General features: G+C 68.6%; 9 protein-coding genes, 3 pseudogenes and 1 riboswitch. Of the genes and pseudogenes, 11 read left to right on the top strand and 1 reads right to left on the bottom strand.

Translation table 11 applies throughout. The features are described from left to right. The first annotated feature begins 13 nt into the window (after positions 1 to 13). The 8 genes and pseudogenes from CJ022_RS13860 (at position 14) to CJ022_RS13830 (ending at position 11,265) form a co-directional block, all read left to right on the top strand. On the top strand, positions 14 to 682 hold the full coding sequence (locus CJ022_RS13860; protein WP_101927552.1) for an alpha/beta hydrolase: 669 nt from the start codon (positions 14 to 16) through the stop codon (positions 680 to 682). A 70-nt stretch (positions 683 to 752) separates the two neighbouring features. After that, a pseudogene (gene zapE, locus CJ022_RS13855) lies at positions 753 to 1,010 on the top strand (AFG1/ZapE family ATPase); the annotation flags it as partial. A gap of 291 nt (positions 1,011 to 1,301) precedes the next feature. Beyond that, positions 1,302 to 2,135 (top strand): annotated as a pseudogene (zapE, locus tag CJ022_RS13850) (cell division protein ZapE); the annotation flags it as partial. A gap of 108 nt (positions 2,136 to 2,243) precedes the next feature. Next, positions 2,244 to 4,247 (top strand): annotated as a pseudogene (locus CJ022_RS13845) (TonB-dependent receptor plug domain-containing protein); the annotation flags it as partial. Then, complete coding sequence (locus CJ022_RS17575; protein ID WP_233198806.1) at positions 4,214 to 4,843, top strand: TonB-dependent receptor domain-containing protein; 630 nt, start codon at positions 4,214 to 4,216, stop codon at positions 4,841 to 4,843. The pseudogene CJ022_RS13845 and the gene CJ022_RS17575, both read left to right, overlap by 34 nt. A gap of 101 nt (positions 4,844 to 4,944) precedes the next feature. Next, complete coding sequence (locus CJ022_RS13840) at positions 4,945 to 7,527, top strand: M14 family zinc carboxypeptidase (protein ID WP_101927223.1); 2,583 nt, start codon at positions 4,945 to 4,947, stop codon at positions 7,525 to 7,527. A gap of 197 nt (positions 7,528 to 7,724) precedes the next feature. Beyond that, complete coding sequence (locus CJ022_RS13835; RefSeq protein WP_101927222.1) at positions 7,725 to 8,717, top strand: LysR substrate-binding domain-containing protein; 993 nt, start codon at positions 7,725 to 7,727, stop codon at positions 8,715 to 8,717. A 70-nt stretch (positions 8,718 to 8,787) separates the two neighbouring features. Further along, a complete protein-coding gene (locus tag CJ022_RS13830; protein WP_158238430.1) occupies positions 8,788 to 11,265 on the top strand; it encodes a mechanosensitive ion channel family protein in 2,478 nt (825 codons plus the stop codon). A 16-nt stretch (positions 11,266 to 11,281) separates the two neighbouring features. On the opposite strand, the gene CJ022_RS13825 is transcribed toward CJ022_RS13830, so the two are convergent. After that, positions 11,282 to 12,079, bottom strand: coding sequence for a hypothetical protein (locus CJ022_RS13825; RefSeq protein WP_101927220.1), 798 nt, complete (start codon positions 12,077 to 12,079; stop codon positions 11,282 to 11,284). Positions 12,080 to 12,375: 296 nt separating this feature from the next. Further along, positions 12,376 to 12,590: riboswitch (cobalamin riboswitch) on the top strand. Positions 12,591 to 12,778: 188 nt separating this feature from the next. Between CJ022_RS13825 and CJ022_RS13820 the strand changes: the two genes are divergently transcribed. From CJ022_RS13820 to CJ022_RS13810, 3 genes are all read left to right on the top strand, one after another. Beyond that, positions 12,779 to 15,271 carry a ribonucleoside-diphosphate reductase subunit alpha gene (locus CJ022_RS13820; protein WP_101927219.1) on the top strand — a complete coding sequence of 831 codons (2,493 nt, stop codon included), beginning with the start codon at positions 12,779 to 12,781 and terminating at the stop codon, positions 15,269 to 15,271. Positions 15,272 to 15,495: 224 nt separating this feature from the next. Beyond that, positions 15,496 to 16,533 carry a ribonucleotide-diphosphate reductase subunit beta gene (locus CJ022_RS13815; RefSeq protein ID WP_101927218.1) on the top strand — a complete coding sequence of 346 codons (1,038 nt, stop codon included), beginning with the start codon at positions 15,496 to 15,498 and terminating at the stop codon, positions 16,531 to 16,533. A 72-nt stretch (positions 16,534 to 16,605) separates the two neighbouring features. Next, positions 16,606 to 17,601, top strand: coding sequence for a DUF4238 domain-containing protein (locus tag CJ022_RS13810; RefSeq protein WP_101927217.1), 996 nt, complete (start codon positions 16,606 to 16,608; stop codon positions 17,599 to 17,601). The last annotated feature ends 7 nt before the right edge of the window (positions 17,602 to 17,608 follow it).

Below are 17,608 nucleotides of genomic sequence, written 5' to 3'. Positions count from 1 at the left end.
TATCATCGTCGGCATGACGTCTCCCCCGTTCCCCACCGCCTCCGGTCCGCTCGCGCTGGCCGGCCCCGCTGGCGATCTCGAAGCCATCCTCGACCTGCCCGAGGCCGATGGGGTCGCACTGCCCGTCGTCGCGGTGATCTGCCACCCGCTGCCGACCGAGGGCGGGACCATGCACAACAAGGTCGTGACGATGGTCGCGCGCTCGCTGCGCGAACTCGGCGTGACCACCCTGCGCTTCAACTTCCGCGGCACCGGTGCGTCGGCCGGCGTCTATGACGACGGCATTGGCGAGATCGACGATCTGGCCGCCGTCGCCGCCTGGGTGCGCGCGACGCGCCCCGGTCATGCGCTGTGGCTCGCGGGCTTCAGCTTCGGCGCCTACGTGGCGCGGCGCGCGACCGATGCGCGGCAGCCGGATCTGCTGGTCTCGGTGGCGCCGCCGGCCGGACGCTGGGATTTCGATCGCATCGTGCTGCCCACCTGCCCCTGGCTGGTGATCCAGGGCGAGGCCGACGAGATCGTCGATCCCGAGGCCGTCTACCAGTGGCTCGAAGACACCAAGGCGTCGGCCGAGCTGGTGCGCATGCCCGACACCAGCCATTTCTTCCACCGCAAGCTGATGGACCTGCGCGGCGCGGTGAAGAACGGCGTGCGCGCCTATCTGCCGGACCCCGTCGCCTGATGCCGTGTCGCGGTTCGATGCCGGCACTGGCCGGCGCGGTGTGCGCGGCCCGGCCGCCGGCGATGCGCCGATGACGGCCGCGCCGCTGCCGTCGCAGCGCTACGACGCCGGCATCGCCAGCGGCGACTGGCAGGACGATCCCGCACAGCGACCCGCGCTGGTCGAGCTCGACCGCCTGCACCGCGCGCTGCGGGCGGCGCCGCCGCGGCGCAGCCTGCTGGGTCGCCTGTTCGGACGTGACGAACCGGTCGACGCGCCGGCCGGCCTGTATCTCTGGGGCGGCGTGGGGCGCGGCAAGACCTTCATGATCGACCTGTTCCACGACGGATTGCCCCTCCAGATACTGCGGGCCGAAGGCCCGACCAATGCCCCTCTCCCGTCAGACGGGGCGACGGCAGAAGGCTTGCGCGGCGCTGCCGCGCGGATGACGGCGCGCCCGCGCAGCGAGCGCGGGCCGGGGCGCGAAGCGGGGGGGGGCCGTCCGCAGAGCGAACGGGGGAGTGAGGGCGCGGCGACCAGCGCGCCTGACCCGCAAGGCGCGCCCGCATCCGCCCCCTCCGGGGAAGCACAGCCGGCTTCTGCTAACGCTGCTGCTTCCGCCCCCGATCCCGCCCTCGGCCGCAAGCGCCGCACCCATTTCCACCGCTTCATGCGCGAGGTCCACGCGCAGCTGCGCGTGCATGCCGGCGAGAGCGATCCGCTGGCGGCGATCGTGCGCGGCTGGCGCGACGCCGGCCTGCGCGTGCTGGTGCTCGACGAGTTCTTCGTCAGCGACATCGGCGATGCGATGTTGCTCGCGCGCCTGCTCGACCGCATGTTCGCCGACGGCATCGTGCTGGTGACCAGCTCCAACGCCGCGCCCGACGCGCTGTACAAGGACGGCCTGCAGCGCGTGCGGTTCCTGCCGGCGATCGCGCTGATCGAACAGCATTGCCGCGTCGTCTTCCTCGAAAGCGACACCGACTACCGCATGCGTGCGCTGGCCCGCTCGCCGGTCTATCGCACGCCAGTCGACCCGGCATCCGACGCCTGGCTCGACACCCGCTGGCGCGAGCTCGGCGGCGACGACGCCCATCGCGATGCCGGCATCGACATCGACGGCCGCCGCATCGCGGTGCGCGCGCGCTGCAAGGGCATGGCCTGGTTCGACTTCGACGCGCTGTGCGAAGGCCCGCGCGGCGCCAGCGACTACATCGAGGTCGCGAGCGAATTCCACACCGTGCTGCTCGGCGCCATCCCGGTCATGGACGGCAGTCGCGACGACGCCGCGCGCCGCTTCGTGACCCTGATCGACGAGCTCTACGACCGCAACGTCAACCTGGTCTGCACCGCGGACGCGGAGCCCCCGCGGCTGTATACCGGCGAGCGGCTGGCCGGCGCGTTCGAACGCACGGCCTCGCGCCTGATCGAGATGCGCAGCACCGAGTACATGACCCGCGAACACGTCTGCTGAGCACGCCTGCAGAGTCCGTCGTGGACTCTCGGTATTCCGAATCACCGTTTTTTAACGCCGACGCCGCATGGCGTACTCGCTGCCCGTTCATTTATTGCGGTGCAGCAGATGTCGACACGCTCTCTCCTTGCCGCGGCCGTCGTCTCGGCGCTGGCGCTTCCCGTCGCCGCCACGGCGCAGACCGGTGCCGGCGATGCGCCGCGCACGCTCAACACGGTCACGGTGACCGGCTCCAACATCCGCCGCGCCGAGGCCGAGGGCAGCAACCCGGTGCAGGTCATCGACGCCGAGGAACTGGCGACCTCGGGCAAGGTCACCGTCGCCGACGTGCTGCGCTCGATCTCGGCCAACACCGGCAACGCGACCAACGAGACCAGCAACAGCGGCTGGGCGTCGGGCTCCGCGGGCATCGGCCTGCGCGGGCTGTCGCAGAAAAACACACTGGTGCTGCTCAACGGCCGGCGCCTGGCGAACTACGGCTTTCCCGCCAACGGCCTGTCGGACACCTTCGTCAATCTCAATGCGCTGCCGCTGGTCGCGGTCGAACGCATCGAGGTGCTCAAGGACGGCGCGTCGGCGGTCTACGGGTCCGATGCCGTCGCGGGTGTGGTCAACATCATCACCCGGCAGAATTTTCAGGGCCTGGAAGTCGGTGGCAGCGTCGGCACCTCCGACGAGGGCGGTCTCGACACGCGCCGCGCGCGACTGGTCGGCGGCGTCGGCGATCTCGACACCGACGGCTACAACCTGCTGCTCAGCGTCGAGGCCTACGACCGCGACCGCCTCGACCAGGACCAGCGCGATCTCACCGCATCCGGCATCTACAACGATCTGCCCGGCGGGCGCTGGAACGGCTGGTCGGCGAAGGGCGCGCGCTTTCTCGTCGGCGGCCGCTCGGTGCCGTTCCTCGACGCCGCAGGCAACTGCCCCGAGGGCATGACGCTGACGCCGAGCGCGCCGATCGACGGCCTCGCCGGCGATACCTGCGCGATCAACCTTGCGCCCTACACCACACTGATTCCGTCGACCGAGCGCTACCAGGCGTATCTCAACGGCACCGTGCGCCTGACCGACGATGTCGACCTGTTCGGCGAAGCGCTGGTCAGCCGGATCCGCGGCGCGTCGATCTTCGGCTCCAGTCCCTACTTCACCCTCGAAGGCGGCCGCTTCGCGCTCAACGCGCAGACCGGCCTCGCCGAGCCGGTGTCGAACCTGCTGCCGGCCGGCAATCCCTACAACCCCTATGGCGTGCCGACGCAGATCGAATACACGTTCTTCGATCTCGGCCAGTCGCTGAAGACCAACCGCTCCGATGCGTTCCGCATCCTCGGAGGCGTACGCGGCCGCGGCGAACGCTTCGACTGGGAATTCACCGGCTTCTTCGCCAAGAGCACCGAAGAGGAAACCGTCGCCGGCGGTTTCGCCAACCGCTGGCCGCTGGCGCAATCGCTGGCCGATGGATCATTGAACCTGCATGAGCCGGGCGCGACCGCGCCGGCGGTGCTCGATGCGATCCGCCTGTCGACGGTGCGCACGGCGCAGTCGTCGCTGCACGGCTTCGACTTCAAGTTCAACGGCGATCTGTTCGACCTGCCGGCCGGTCCTGTCGGGTTCGCCGCCGGCATCGAGGCGCGCACCGAATCGCTGACCTCGCGCAATCCCTGGCAGATCGATGCGGGCCTGCAGGTGCGTCCAGCGATCGCCGCAGTCGATGGCGAGCGTGACGTTGCCGCGCTCTACGCCGAGTTCAACGTGCCCATCGTCCAGGGCCTGGACCTGCAGCTCGCCGGCCGCGGCGACGACTACAGCGATTTCGGCAGCGCGTTCTCGCCCAAGGCCGGCCTCCGCTGGCAGGCGCTCGACACCCTGCTGGTGCGCGCATCCGCGTCGCGTGGCTTCCGTGCGCCGTCGCTGTCGGAGAATTCGGCCTCGACCAACATCTCCTACGGCACCGTCGTCGATCCGTATGACCCCGACATCGCCGGCTCGCGCCAGAGCCCGACCTTCTTCACCGTCGGCAACACCGAACTCGATCCCGAACGCACCAGGTCCTACAACGTCGGCTTCGTCGTCTCGCCGTGGGCCGACACGAGTCTGTCGCTGGACTGGTACCGCATCGAACTCGACAACCTGATCGGCACCAACAATTCGACGACGATCGTGCAGAACAACGATCCCGGGTCGCCGTCTACAACCGCTACCAGAACCTCACCGCACTCGAGACCTCGGGCCTGGACGCGGAGTTCAACCAGACCTTCCGCACCGGCGCGGGCGATTTCAGGATCGCGAGCGTCTACACCCACGTGCTCGACTACAGCCGCCCGCAGGTCGTCGGTGGTCCGCTGGTCGATTACGCCGGCAGCAACCTCGGCCCGTCGCTGCCGCGCAACAAGCTGACCTCGCGCTTCGGCTGGTCGATCGGCGATGTCGAGACCGCGCTGACCTGGTACCGCACCGGTGGCTACGACCAGAAGGCGAGCGTCGCGGCGACCGCGGTGCAGTCGCGCGTCGATGCCTACGACCAATTGGATCTCTACGCCGGCTGGTCGGGCATCGAAGACCTGACGCTGTACGCCAAGGTCGACAACATCCTCGATGAAGAACCGCCGCACGACGCGTCGTTCCCCGGCATCCGCGCGCCCTACGACTTCAGCCAGTACGACCTGCGGGGGCGGTATTTCCAGGTGGGGTTCGATTACCGGTTCTGACGCTGCGAGGCGCGGCTCCGCGCCACTCCGTTTCATCCGCCTGCGTGCAGTGGCGTCCTCTCCAGCGCCGTCGCACGCGGGCATCGACGATGGGAAACCCGATGTCCGTATCCATCCGCCACGCCGCGCGCGTGCTGCTGCTCGCACTCGCCTGCTTCGCCCTGCCGGTCGCCGCGCAGACCGCGTACTACTTCCCCGACGCCGCGCCGGATTCGCATGATCCGACGATCCCGACACCCGAGCAGTTCCTCGGCTATCCGATCGGCACGCATTACACGCGCCACGACCGCATCGTCGATTACCTGCGCGAACTTGCGCGGCTGTCGGACCGCGTGCATGTCGAGGAGATCGGCCGCAGCTACGAGGAGCGTCCGCTGCTCGCCGTGCTGGTGACATCCCCCGCGAACCACGCACGCCGCGAACAACTGCGCGCCGCGCACGCGACGCTGGCCGATCCGGATGCGCCGGCCGTCGATCCGGCGCAGGTGCCGGTCGTCGTCGGTCTGTACTACAGCGTGCACGGCAACGAGACCTCGAGCGGCGAAGCGATGCTGCTGACGGCCTGGCATCTCGCGGCGAGCACCGATCCCGAGGTCACACGCTGGCTCGACAACGCGATCGTGCTGATCGACCCGGCGCAGAACCCCGACGGCCGCGACCGCGCGGCGAACTGGCACAACGCCTGGAAGTCGAATCCGGCGATCGCCGATCCGCTCGACAAGGAACACGTCGAGCCGTTTCCGAATGGCCGCAGCAACCACTACTTCACCGATCTCAACCGCGACTGGCTGGCCGTGAGCCAGCGCGAGACGCGCGCCAAGCTCGACGTGTTCCATGCGTGGCTGCCGAACATCCAGATCGATTTCCACGAGATGGGCTCGAACAGCACCTACTACTTCGAACCCTCGCCGAGCAGCATGCACAGCCCGCTGCTGCCGCAGGCCTCCTACGACTGGAACGTGCGGCTCGCGCGCTACCACGCGCAGGCGCTCGACAGCCTCGGCTCGCTCTATTACACGAAGGAAAACTTCGACAACTTCTCGCCGGTCTACGGCTCGACCTATCCGGATTTCCACGGCGGTGTCGGCGTCACCGTCGAGCAGGCCAGCTCGCGCGGCCTGGTGCAGGACACCGCGAACGGGCCGCTCGAGTTCCGCTTCACGATCCGCAACCAGCTGGCCGTGGGCCTGGCGACGATCCGCGGCGCGGTCGACGAGCATGCGGGCCTGTTCGAGCTGCAGAAGGACTTCTTCCGTTCGGCGCGCGATCAGGGCCGGCGCAATCCGCACGCGGCCTATGTCTTCGGCGATGCTGCCGATGCGACGACCTCGCGACGTCTGCTCGATCTGCTGCTGACCCACCGCATCCAGGTGCACGCGCTCGATGCGGCGCTGACCGTCGACGGCCGCACCTACACGCCCGGCAGCGCCTGGGCGGTGCCGGCCGCGCAGCCGCAGTTCCGGCTGGTGCATTCGATCTTCGAGGAAACGCCCGACACCGGCGGCGGCGTCTACGGCAGCACTTCGTATGCGATTGCGCATGCGTATGGGCTGCGCAACGATCGCCTGCGTCGCGCGCCAAGTCTCGGCGCGGCGGTCACCGAAGTCCCCGCGCTCGACAGCGGCGCGCGCGGCGAGACCGCCTATGCCTGGGCGATCGACTGGCGCGATCTCGGTGCGCAGCGCGCGCTCGCCGACCTGCTCACCAAAAACGTGCGCGTGCGCACCGCGTTCTCGCCGTTCACCACGCGCACCGCCGCTGGTGACACCGCATTCGGCGAAGGCACGCTGGTGATTCCGGTCGCCGGCCAGACGCTGGATGCCACGGCATTGCGCGCGGCGGTCGATACGGCAGCGCGCGACGCGGGCGTGGTCGCCCACGGCCTAGCCAGCGGCCAGAGCGTATCCGGCATCGATCTGGGCAGCGACGGCATCAAACCGGTGCGCAAGCCTGCGATCGCGCTGGTCATGGGCGAAGGCGTCAACGCGACCGAGATCGGCTCCACCTGGTTCGCGCTCAGCGAGCGTCTGCACTACCCGGCGACGCGCCTCGATCCCGCGCAGCTCGGCCGCGTCCCACTCGGCCCCTACACCAGCATCGTGCTCGCCGGCGGCCGCTACGACGATCTGCCCGAGGCCACCGTGGCTGCGCTCAAACAATGGATCGAAGCTGGCGGCTCGCTGGTGACCTTCGGCAGCGCCGCACGCTGGGCGCAGGCCAAGGGCCTGACCGGCGCCGCGCCTGCGCCGGCCGCGAAGGACGCACCTGTCGCGACGGAGCGTCTCGACTTCGCGTCGCGCCGCGACACGCTGGCCGAGCAGCGCAGCGCCGGCAACCTGGTCTCGGTCGATGTCGACACCACGCATCCGCTGGCCTTCGGCGTACCGCAGCGCGCGGGCTTCGTGCACAAGGAAACCGACGTCACGCTCGCACCTCTGCCCGACGCGTTTTCCAACGTCGTGCGCATCGACGACGACCCGCTGGTCAACGGCTACCTCGGCGCCGACCTGCGCGCCGCGCTCGCCGGCACCGTCTGGGCGCAGGTCGCGCGCGTGGGCAGCGGCAACGTGGTGCTGTTCGCCGACGATCCGGCGCACCGCAAGTACTGGCTCGGCACCGAGCGCATGCTGGTCAACGCGCTGTTCTTCGCCGACCACCTGGCGCCGGCGCCGCCGCGGCGCTGACGTCCCACGCGGCACGGCCTCCGGTGCCGCGCCTGCGAGCCCCCCACATCGACCGCACGCCCCGCCGCCGGCCCGCACCCGGCCTGCACGCCGGCACACAGTGTTGCCCGCCACGGGACACGGGCCCGGACGCGCTGTCGCAAGATCGGGCGCATGACCGATGCCCCACGCCGCGCCGCCCCCGGCGCATCACGCCCGTGACCCTGACCCAGCTGCGCGGATTTCTCGCCATCGTCGAGAACGGGCACAACATCACCCTGGCCGCGCAGCACCTGCACGCCACCCAGTCGGGCCTGTCGAAGCAGCTGGTCCAGCTCGAGACCGCGCTCGGCTGCCCGCTGTTCGAACGCCGCGCGCGCGCACTCGCGGGCCTGACCGACGCGGGCCAGCGCGTGCTGGCGCATGCGCGGCGGCTGCTGGCGGAGGCCGACAACATTCAGGCGCTGTCGGACGACCTGCGCGGCGAACGCCGCGGCGCGCTGCGCATCGCGACCACCCACACCCAGGCCCGGCATGCGCTGGCGCCCGGCCTGCAGGCGCTGGAGCGCGACTGGCCGGAGGTCGCGGTGCACGTGGTGCCCGGCGACGACGCCGACGGACTGCAGGCGCTGGCCGACGGCCATGCCGATCTCGCCCTGCTCAGCGGCACCGGGGCGCCGCCCGCCGACTGCATCGCCGTGCCGCTGTACCGCTGGCGCCGGCGCGTGGTGCTGCCCGCCGGACATCCGCTGGGCGGTCTCGACCGTGCCCTGCGACTCGACGATCTCGCCGGCCGGCGCCTGGTCAGCTATGCCTCCAGCCGTCTGCCCGGCTCGTCGCTGCAGCGCGCGTTCGCGCAGCGCGGCCTGCAGGCGGACGTCGCCGTGACCGCGCGCGACGGCGACCTGATCCAGGCCTATACGCGGGCGGGCCTGGGGATCGGCATCGTGGCGGAGATGGCGCTGGAGCTGGGCGAGGATCTCGTCGCCCCGGTACTCGAAGACGCCTTGTTGCCGGCGTGCACCACGTGGCTGCTGCTGCCGCCCACGCGCGTGCTGCGCGACTTCGGCTTCGCCCTGCTCGCCGCGCTGGCGCCGCAGCACGCGCCGGTCGATCTGCGCCGCCTGATCGCCGACGGCCAGCCGCTGGGCGCGGCCACGCCCGAGTGGTCCACCTGGCGGGATACGGTGCGCGCGACACGCGTGGCTTGATCGCGTGACGCGCGGCCCGCCGCAAGCCGGGTAGCATGCGGCGAACCGTCCCGCCGGCACTGGAATGCCCATGCGCCCCGTCCTCCGCATTGCCAGCGTGCTGCTCGCGGCGCTCGCCCTGGCGACGACCGCGGCCGCGCAATCGCCGCTGCTGCCGGGTGCCGGCGCGGCGTCCTCGAACGCGGCACCGCCTGCAACCGACGACGCGCCCACCGCGGTCGACGTCGCCGACATCCCCGCGCAGGCCGATGCCGACCAGCGCCTGGCCGAACGCACGCTGGCGGCGCGCGCCAACGCCGCCGCGCCGGCCGAGGCGTTCGCGCAGCGGCTCGCGGCGATCGAAAGCTCGGTCGAGGATCCGTTCTGGCGCCTGTCGCCGGCCGGCCTGCGCACGTTGCCGGTGCCGCGTCTGGAAAGCCTGTCGCGGCACTGGCTGTTCCAGGCCCGGCGGCTGGCGCGGTGGCGGGCGGACCTGGCCGATGCGACCGCGCGCCAGGCTGGCGACGCCGCCGGCCTGGCCGCGCGTCGCGAGGCCTGGGAAGCGACCGCGGCCGCGGGCCAGGAACTGCCGGCCGCGTTGCGCCAGCGCGTCGACGAGGTCGGCGCGGAGCTGGCCCGGGCTGAGAGCGCGCTGTCGGATCCGCTGTCGCGGCTGATCTCGCTGGGCCGGCGCGGCAATGCCGTCGATGCACGCATCCAGGCGGCACGCGATCGAGTGGCCGCCGCGATCGCCGCCTACGACATCGGCCTGCTGCGCCAGGACGCGCCGCCGCTGTGGCGGATGACCGGGACGGTGGCCGGGCCCGACGACGCGACCGCCGACGTGATCCGCGGCGGTCTGGAGATCGAATCCCGCTTCGCCCGCGAATACCTGCAGGCCGATCGCAGCCGTGGCCTGCGTGCGCTGCAGACCCTGCTGGTGTGCAGCCTGCCGCTGCTGCTGTGGCTGGCCTGGCACAGCCGCGGCCCGATCCGCGCCGGCCAGGTCAGCGCGACCGAGGCCACGGTGCTGGCGCGGCCGGTCTCGTGCTGGATGCTGGTGATCGTCATCGGGGTGTTCGCCTTCCAGCCCGACGCGCCGATGCTGACCCACCAGGTCGCGCTGCTGCTGGCGGTGATTCCGGTACTGCGCCTGCTGCCGGCGTCGCGCCGGAGCCTGCTGGGGCCCGCGCCCTACGTCGCCAGCGCACTGTTCCTGCTGCTGCGGGTGGGCTTCGTGTTCCTGTCGAGCGCCACCGCCTACCGGCTCTACATCCTCGGCCTGACCCTGCTGGGACTGGCCGCGGCCGGCTGGCTGCTGTGGCGCGCGCGTCGGACCGGACACGCGGCGCACACCGGGCGGCTCGGCCAGGCGCTGCGCGGCGCGGTGCACGTGGGGGCGCTGCTGTTCGCGGTGGCGCTGGTCGCCAACGTGGCCGGCAACGTGTCGCTGGCGGAAACGCTCACCGGCGGCGTCATCGACGCGATCTACTTCGCGCTGCTGCTGGGCGCCGGCCTGACGGTGGTGGCGACGTGGATCCAGCTGCTGTTCAAGCGCCCGGGCGTGTCCCGGTTCCGGCTGGCGCGCGACCACGCCGGCCCCGCCGTGCAGGTGCTGCTGCACCTGCTGGTGGTCGTGGCGGTGGTCGGCTGGGTCGTCTACACGCTGGACCGCTTCCGCGTGCTGGCGCCGGTGCACGCGTCGCTGTCGGCGCTGCTGTCCTACGGCTGGGCGCTGGGCGACCTGCGGCTGAGCCTGGGCCACGTGCTGCTGTTCGTGCTGACGGTGGTGATCGCGTTCTGGCTGGCGAAGACCGTGCGCCTGGTGCTGGACACCGAAGTGCTGTCGCGGATGTCGCTGCCGCACGGCGTCGCCAACAGCGTCGCCTCGCTGAGCTACTACGCGGTCCTGCTGCTGGGCCTGGTCGGTGCGCTGTCGGCGGCGGGCTTCAAGGCCAGCCAGCTGACCTTCGTGCTCGGCGCGCTGGGCGTGGGCGTCGGGCTGGGCCTGCAGAACGTGGTCAACAACTTCGTCTCGGGCCTGGTGCTGATCTTCGAGCGGCCGTTCCAGCCCGGCGACGTGGTCGAGGTCGGCGGCACCACCGGACGCGTGGTCGACATCGGCATGCGTGCCACGCGGGTCGCCACCTTCGACGGCGCCAGCGTGGTCGTGCCCAACGGCCAGCTGATCTCGCAGCAGCTGGTCAACTGGACCCTGCGCGACCGCAGCCGGCGGCTGGAAGTCCGCGTCGGCGTGGCCTACGGCAGCGCGCCGGGCGAGGTCGAGGCGGTGCTGTCGGAGGTCGCGCGCGCCACGCCCGGGGTCGCGACATCGCCGGCGCCGGTGGTGCTGTTCGACGGCCTGGGCACGGTGGCGATGGAATTCGTCGTGCGCGCCTGGACCCACGAGTACGAGGACGCCGGCACGATCCGCAGCGCCCTGGTCGCGCGCCTCTACGACGGCCTGCTGGCCCGCGGCATCGGCCTGGCGCATGCGGCCGGCACGGTCTACCCCGCGCCGCCACCGCCGGCCCCGGCCCCATCGCCGGCCGGTCCGCCGCCGGCCTAGTGCCGCCGCGCCGTACTCAGCGGCAGCGGCCCGCGTCCACCGGGCGGATCGACGCGATGCGACCGTCCTCGGTGACGACATCGACGCAGTCGCGCGCCCCCGCGTTCCACCAGGTCACGACCGGCCGGCCGTCGCGCTGCCGCGCGCCGCGGTCGACGTAGCCGCGTGCCCGCAGCTGGGTGTCCGCACCTGCCGCGCGGGCGCCGATCAGATCGTCCAGCCGGCCGCTGCCGCCGGGGCTGCGGGTCCCGGACTGCCACGGCACCTGCGCCGAGCGTTCGCGCAGGCCGGCGCCGTAGCCCTCGCTGTAGGCGCCGCGGTCCGACTCGGCGCGGTAGCCGTGCAGCGCATCGCGATAGCCGCGCTCGTAATCGGCCTCGTGGCGCGGGTCGTCGCGATGGTCGCCGTCGTCGTGGTGGTGCGACTGGTGCGCGAGCGCGGCGATACCGAGGATCGCCGCCGCGGCGATGGCCGCCTTGGTGCCGTCGCTCATGCCGTCGTGCCCGCTGCTGCCGGCCTGCTGGCCGCAGTCGGGCGCGGGCGCGGTGACCACCGACGCGACCCGGTTGCCGACCGTGCGCACGGTGACGCAGCGCCGGTCGCGTGCCTGCCACCAGTTGCCGTACTCGCCCGAGCCCGAGGTGCGCACGTAGCCGCGTTCGTCCAGGGTGCGCCGGGCCGCGGCGGCGTCGCGGCCTTCGAGTCCGCCCAGATCGCGCGCGGGTGCCTGCGCCGCGGCAGGCCAGGCGGCAACGCCCGCCCACAGCGACAGCGACGTGGCGAGGACGAGAACGGGACGGATGGGCGCCGGCATCGCGAAGTCTCCTGGACGGGGGCGGGCCACGGCGGCGCCGCTGGCGCGAGCGTGCCCCGACGCCCGCGGGGCGGCGGTGCCGTTCGTCGGAACCTGTCCGCCGGGTGCTCGCCAGGTCCATCCAGGGCGACGCGCAGGGCGCCCGAAACCGAACGGAAGGTCCGTCCGGGACTTGCATCGCGCACCCGGATCGGCATGCCCGGCGGGCAACGAGGGGCTTGACGGACGGGAAACGCAGGCGCCACGCGGCCCCGAGCGTATTCACCACATTTAGCGTTGACCGCGCCCGGGCACCCCACTATCTTGGGCCTGTCGGTTCCGACGCCCCCGGGCGCACGGATTAAAACGGGAAGCCGGTGACGCCTTCGGGCCCACTCCGGCACTGCCCCGCAGCGGTAATTGGGAACGAACCCGCCACACGCACTGGAGCGATCCGGGAAGCGGCGGGCCAGGAGAAGGCCGTGCCTTCGCGCCCATGAGTCCGAAGACCTGCCGACAGCCGCGCGAAAGCACGACGCGCGGTGCCGGCTGCAGTCGCTCCGAGGGGAGCGGGCTTGCGGAGTGGGGGCGATGGCGCATGGCGTCGGATCGCGAACCCTGCGACGCCGCCCGCCGATCCTTGGACCGTTCCGCAGCCGCCGGACCCGACGCGGGCGGGCCGGGGGTGTGCGCGAATGCACTGGACGAACGAGAAACCACATGACCACACAGGACATCACGGCCAAGGCACCGGCCGCCGCAGACGCCACCCCGACCCCCGCGACCGCCGCCCCCCTCCTTTCCGTTGCGCCGCCCGCCGTCGAGCCCGACGACGTGGTGCCGCCACCGCCGAGCGCCGCCATGCACACCGCCATTGCCGACACCCCCGACGTCGAGGCCGACGTCTCCAACTGGATCACCAAGGAAGCCGGCAACCGCCGCATTCCCTACGACCGCGCGCGCCTGGAGCGCAGCATCGACCGCACGCATGCCGAGTTCCCGCAGCTCGACATCGTCGATTACAAGCGCAGCGTGTTCGGCTTCGTCGAGCGCAAGGAGGCCGTCAACGCCGACGACCTGGTCGACCATCTGATCCGCGAGGCCGAAGCCCGCGTCGATGTCACCGCGCCGGAGTGGGAATTCTTCGCCGCCCGCCTGTACCTGCACCGCCTGTACAAGCGCGCCAGCCGCAACCGCTTCTACGACGCCGAGCAGAAGTACGGCTCCTACGTCGGCCTGCAGGAATCGCTGGCCGACCGCACCATCTATTCCAACGACATCCTGCGCGCCTATTCCAAGGAAGAGCTGCAGGAAGCCGGCCGCATGATCGAGCCCGAGCGCGACAAGCTCTTCGCCTACAACGGCCTGTACCTGCTGGCCACGCGCTATCTCGCCACCGACACCTCGCGCGCCGTGTTCGAGCTGCCGCAGGAGCGCTGGCTGACCATCGCGCTGTACCTGATGCAGAACGAGACCAGGGGCGGCCGCGAGCGTCGCATGCAGCTCGTCGGCGAGGCCTACTGGGCGCTGTCGAACCTGTACATGACCGTCGCTACCCCGACGCTGCAGAACGCCGGCAAGGTCGGCGGCCAGCTGTCGTCGTGCTTCATCGACACCGTCGATGATTCGCTGCAGGGCATCTACGACTCCAATACCGACATCGCCCGCGTCTCCAAGGGCGGCGGCGGCGTGGGCGCGTACATGGGCTATGTGCGTTCCAGCGGCTCGGCGATCCGCGGCGTGCCCAATTCCTCGGGCGGCGTGGTGCCGTGGATCAAGCAGCTCAACAACACCGCCGTGTCGGTGGACCAGCTGGGCCAGCGCAAGGGCGCGGTCGCGGTCTACCTCGACATCTGGCACCGCGACATCGAGAACTTCCTCGACCTGCGCCTCAACAACGGCGACCAGCGCCTGCGCGCGCACGACGTGTTCACCTCGATCTGCATCCCCGACATCTTCATGGAAGCCGTCGACCGTCGCGGCGACTGGTACCTGTTCGATCCGCACGAGGTCCACAAGATCAAGGGCTGGTATCTGCAGGATTTCTTCGACGAGAAGAAGGGCGACCCCAACGGCAGCTTCCGCCGCAAGTACGAGGAAGTCGTGGCCGACGAGCGCATCTCGCGCAAGACCGTCAAGGCGATCGACATCTTCAAGCGCGTGATGGTGAGCCAGCTCGAAACCGGCAACCCCTTCATGTTCTATCGCGACGAAGTGAACCGGAAGAACCCGAACAAGCACGTCGGCCGCGTGTATTCGTCGAATCTCTGCACCGAGATCCTGCAGAACATGAGCCCGACGAAAATGATGCAGGAGATCATCTCCGGCAATCAGATTGTCACCACCAAGCAGGCCGGCGACTTCGTCGTCTGCAACCTGTCGTCGGTGAACCTGGGCCGCGCGGTCATGCCGCAGGCCGGCCAGAGCGATCTGATCACCGACGTGCTCGAGCGCCTGATCCCGATCCAGGTGCGCATGCTCGACAACGTGATCGATCTCAACCTGCTGCCCGTGCCGCAGGCCACGATCACCAACCAGAAGTACCGCGCGATCGGCCTCGGCACCTTCGGCTGGCATCACCTGCTGGCGCAGAAGGGCATCCAGTGGAACGACGCGCAGGCCGAGGACTTCAGTGATTCGCTGTACGAGCGCATCAATTTCCTCACCGTGCAGGCCAGCATGGAACTCGCCAAGGAAAAGGGCGCCTACCCGGTGTTCGCCGGCAGCGACTGGCACACCGGCGCGTACTTCAGCGACCGCAGCTACAACTCGCCCGAGTGGATGGACCTCGCCGCGCAGGTCGGCGTCAACGGCATGCGCAACGGCTGGCTGATGGCGGTCGCGCCGAACATGTCGACCGCACAGATCGCCGGCTCCACCGCGTCGATCGATCCGATCTACTCCGCGTTCTATTACGAAGAGAAGAAGGACTACCGTCGCCCGGTCGCCGCGCCCGGCCTGTCGCTGGAGACCTGGCCCTACTACGAGAAGGGCGCCTACAAGGTCGACCAGTTCGCTTCGGTGCGCCAGAACGCGCGTCGCCAGCGCCACGTCGACCAGGCGATCAGCTTCAACTTCTACGTGCCCAGCACCATCCCCGCCCGCACCCTGCTCGACCTGCACATGACCGCGTGGAATCTCGGCATGAAGACCACGTACTACGTGCGTTCGAACGATATCGATATCGCGGAATGCGAATGGTGTTCGAGCTGAGGGAGCGGCGCGCCGCGTTCGACCGTCATCCCCGCTTTTGATCGTCATCCCCGCGAAGGCGGGGATCCATGGACGTTGTTCTACTGGAATCAGGTCCATGGATTCCCGCCTGCGCGGGAATGACGGTCGAAAGACCCAGCGCGTTCCAGATCGCGCGCGACCCAACTGCCCAACCCCTCTCCCACAGGAGAGGGGCTCAAGACCGAATTCCGAGACAGACATCCATGGCCGCGACCGCTACCCCGCTCGACCGCATCAAGATCCTCGAGCCGCGTCACCCCAACCGTTCGACCGGCATCATCAACGGCCAGACCAGCGGCATCCTCAACTGGAACGACATTCCGTACCCGTCGTTCTATCGCGCCTACAAGGAACTCACGACCAACTTCTGGATTCCGGACGAGGTCGACATGAAGGGCGACGCCAAGCAGTACGGCGAGCTCTCGGCGCGCGAGAAGAATGCATACGATTCGATCATCGGCCTGCTGGCCACGCTGGATTCGCCGCAGACGCGCTACATCTACAACGTCGCCGAATACATCACCGACCCGGCCGCGCACGCCAACGCCGCGATCATCGGCCAGCAGGAAGTGATCCACAACGAGAGCTACAGCTACGTGCTGGCCTCGATCACCGGCCTGGCCGACCAGAACCGCGTGTTCGAACTCGCGCGCACGCATCCCACGATCATCGCGCGCAACCAGCCGATCATGGAGTCCTACAACGACTTCATGCGCGAGCGCTCGGCCGAAACGCTGATCCGCTCGCTGGTGCAGTCGTCGATCCTCGAAGGCATCAATTTCTATTCCGGCTTCGCGTACTTCTACAACCTGGTCCGCCAGAACCGGATGACCGGCACCGGCAAGATCATCAGCTTCATCAACCGCGACGAACTGGCGCACAGCAAGTTCATCAGCGAACTGATCCGCGCCATCGTTGGCGAGAACCAGTCGCTGCAGGGCGACCAGCTCACCCAGTACGTGCACGACGCCTTCGAACACGCCATCCAGCTCGAGACCCGCTGGACGTCCGAGGTGCTCGACGGCATCGACGGCATCGACGTCGACGAGATGGTCCGCTACGTGAAGTACCGCGCCAACAAGATGGCCGGCATGCTGGGCATCGAGAAGCTGTATTCCGACACCACCGACAACGTGATGCCGTGGATCAAGGCCTACGCCGACAACTTCACCGAGACGAAGAAGATGCGGAATGCGTCGTACAAGAAGACGAATTCGGATAACGGGTTCGACGATCTTTGAATAAGCGCTTATAGGCGAGCTGGCGCGACCAGAGTATCCACTAGGGCCTACTCCGTATCCTGCAGGTTGCCCATGACGCACGCGAAAATTCAACACTACGTGCCCAAGTTCCTACTCCGGAACTTTGGGCTCGGCAAAAATGATCAAGTCTGGGTCTACGACAAACAAGCCGGCAGGTCGTTTCCTACGCATGTGAAGAATGTTGCCAGTGAGAACAAATTTTACGATTTTGAGATTGAGGGGGAGACCTTTTCGCTCGAATCAGGCCTCTCTGGAATCGAGTCGAATGCCAAGCCTGTAATCGAAAAGATTCTCCAGGATGAAACGGCTGCAAACCTAGATCAGCAGGAACGAGAAACGCTGGCATCGTTCCTAGCGATTCAGTTAGTTCGGACCAAATCTTTTCGTATGCAGTGTATGGGGCTACCTCAAATTCTTCGGAAGAAGATTGAGTCAATGGGGTCTGCAATTGCGCCTGGCTCACAAGCCGAAGCATTGATCCAAGAACCTAGTCCAAACCAAGTCAAGCTCGATGCGACACGCATGATCTTGGATGCTCCAACTTCTTTTGGCCCACAGTTTCTTAACAAATTTTGGTTTTTAGTCGAAACGGACGACGCCCAGCCTTTTTTGATAAGTGACAACCCAATCAGCCTCCAGAACCACATTGATATGGCTCCTTACGGCAATTTGGGCTTGGGCGTACGTGGCATTGAGATCTATCTGCCATTGTCGTCAAACCGGGCTCTAGCGATGTGGTGCCCATCTTTGGCACAGCAGTTTGCGGACGCTGCGGGAACGCTCAAGCGCCTCCCAACACAACTGATCGCTGCGAAGATAAAAAATCCAACCCGAATGCTCGCTATTGCAGAGTCTTTGCGCAAAGGGTCGATGCTGAAGTACGAACCTCAGAACGTAATGAACTTCAATTCGCTTCAGATAGTTCGTAGTGAACGCTACATCTTCTCTTCAAACGGTGATTTCTCACTTGCGGAGCGAATGATCAGCGACCACCCAGAGATCAAGTTTGGCCAACGATTTGAAGACCTTCTAGCGAAGCCAAGCTAGAATTTTT

It is taken from the genome of Luteimonas rhizosphaerae, assembly GCF_002849595.1.
In the GTDB taxonomy this organism is placed as follows: Bacteria; Pseudomonadota; Gammaproteobacteria; order Xanthomonadales; family Xanthomonadaceae; genus Luteimonas; species Luteimonas cellulosilyticus.
The sequence above is the reverse complement of the archived record's forward strand: the minus strand, read 5'-3'. Positions and strand labels throughout refer to the sequence as shown.

What these genes read in the sequence shown, in the direction of transcription:
- CJ022_RS13830 (WP_158238430.1), top strand. Translation starts at nt 8,788, where the DNA reads ATGCGCCCCGTCCTCCGCATTGCCAGCGTGCTGCTCGCGGCGCTCGCC.
- CJ022_RS13810 (WP_101927217.1), top strand. Translation starts at nt 16,606, where the DNA reads ATGACGCACGCGAAAATTCAACACTACGTGCCCAAGTTCCTACTCCGG.
- CJ022_RS13860 (WP_101927552.1), top strand. Translation starts at nt 14, where the DNA reads ATGACGTCTCCCCCGTTCCCCACCGCCTCCGGTCCGCTCGCGCTGGCC.
- CJ022_RS13815 (WP_101927218.1), top strand. Translation starts at nt 15,496, where the DNA reads ATGGCCGCGACCGCTACCCCGCTCGACCGCATCAAGATCCTCGAGCCG.
- CJ022_RS13825 (WP_101927220.1), bottom strand. Translation starts at nt 12,079, where the DNA reads ATGCCGGCGCCCATCCGTCCCGTTCTCGTCCTCGCCACGTCGCTGTCG.
- CJ022_RS13840 (WP_101927223.1), top strand. Translation starts at nt 4,945, where the DNA reads ATGTCCGTATCCATCCGCCACGCCGCGCGCGTGCTGCTGCTCGCACTC.
- CJ022_RS13820 (WP_101927219.1), top strand. Translation starts at nt 12,779, where the DNA reads ATGACCACACAGGACATCACGGCCAAGGCACCGGCCGCCGCAGACGCC.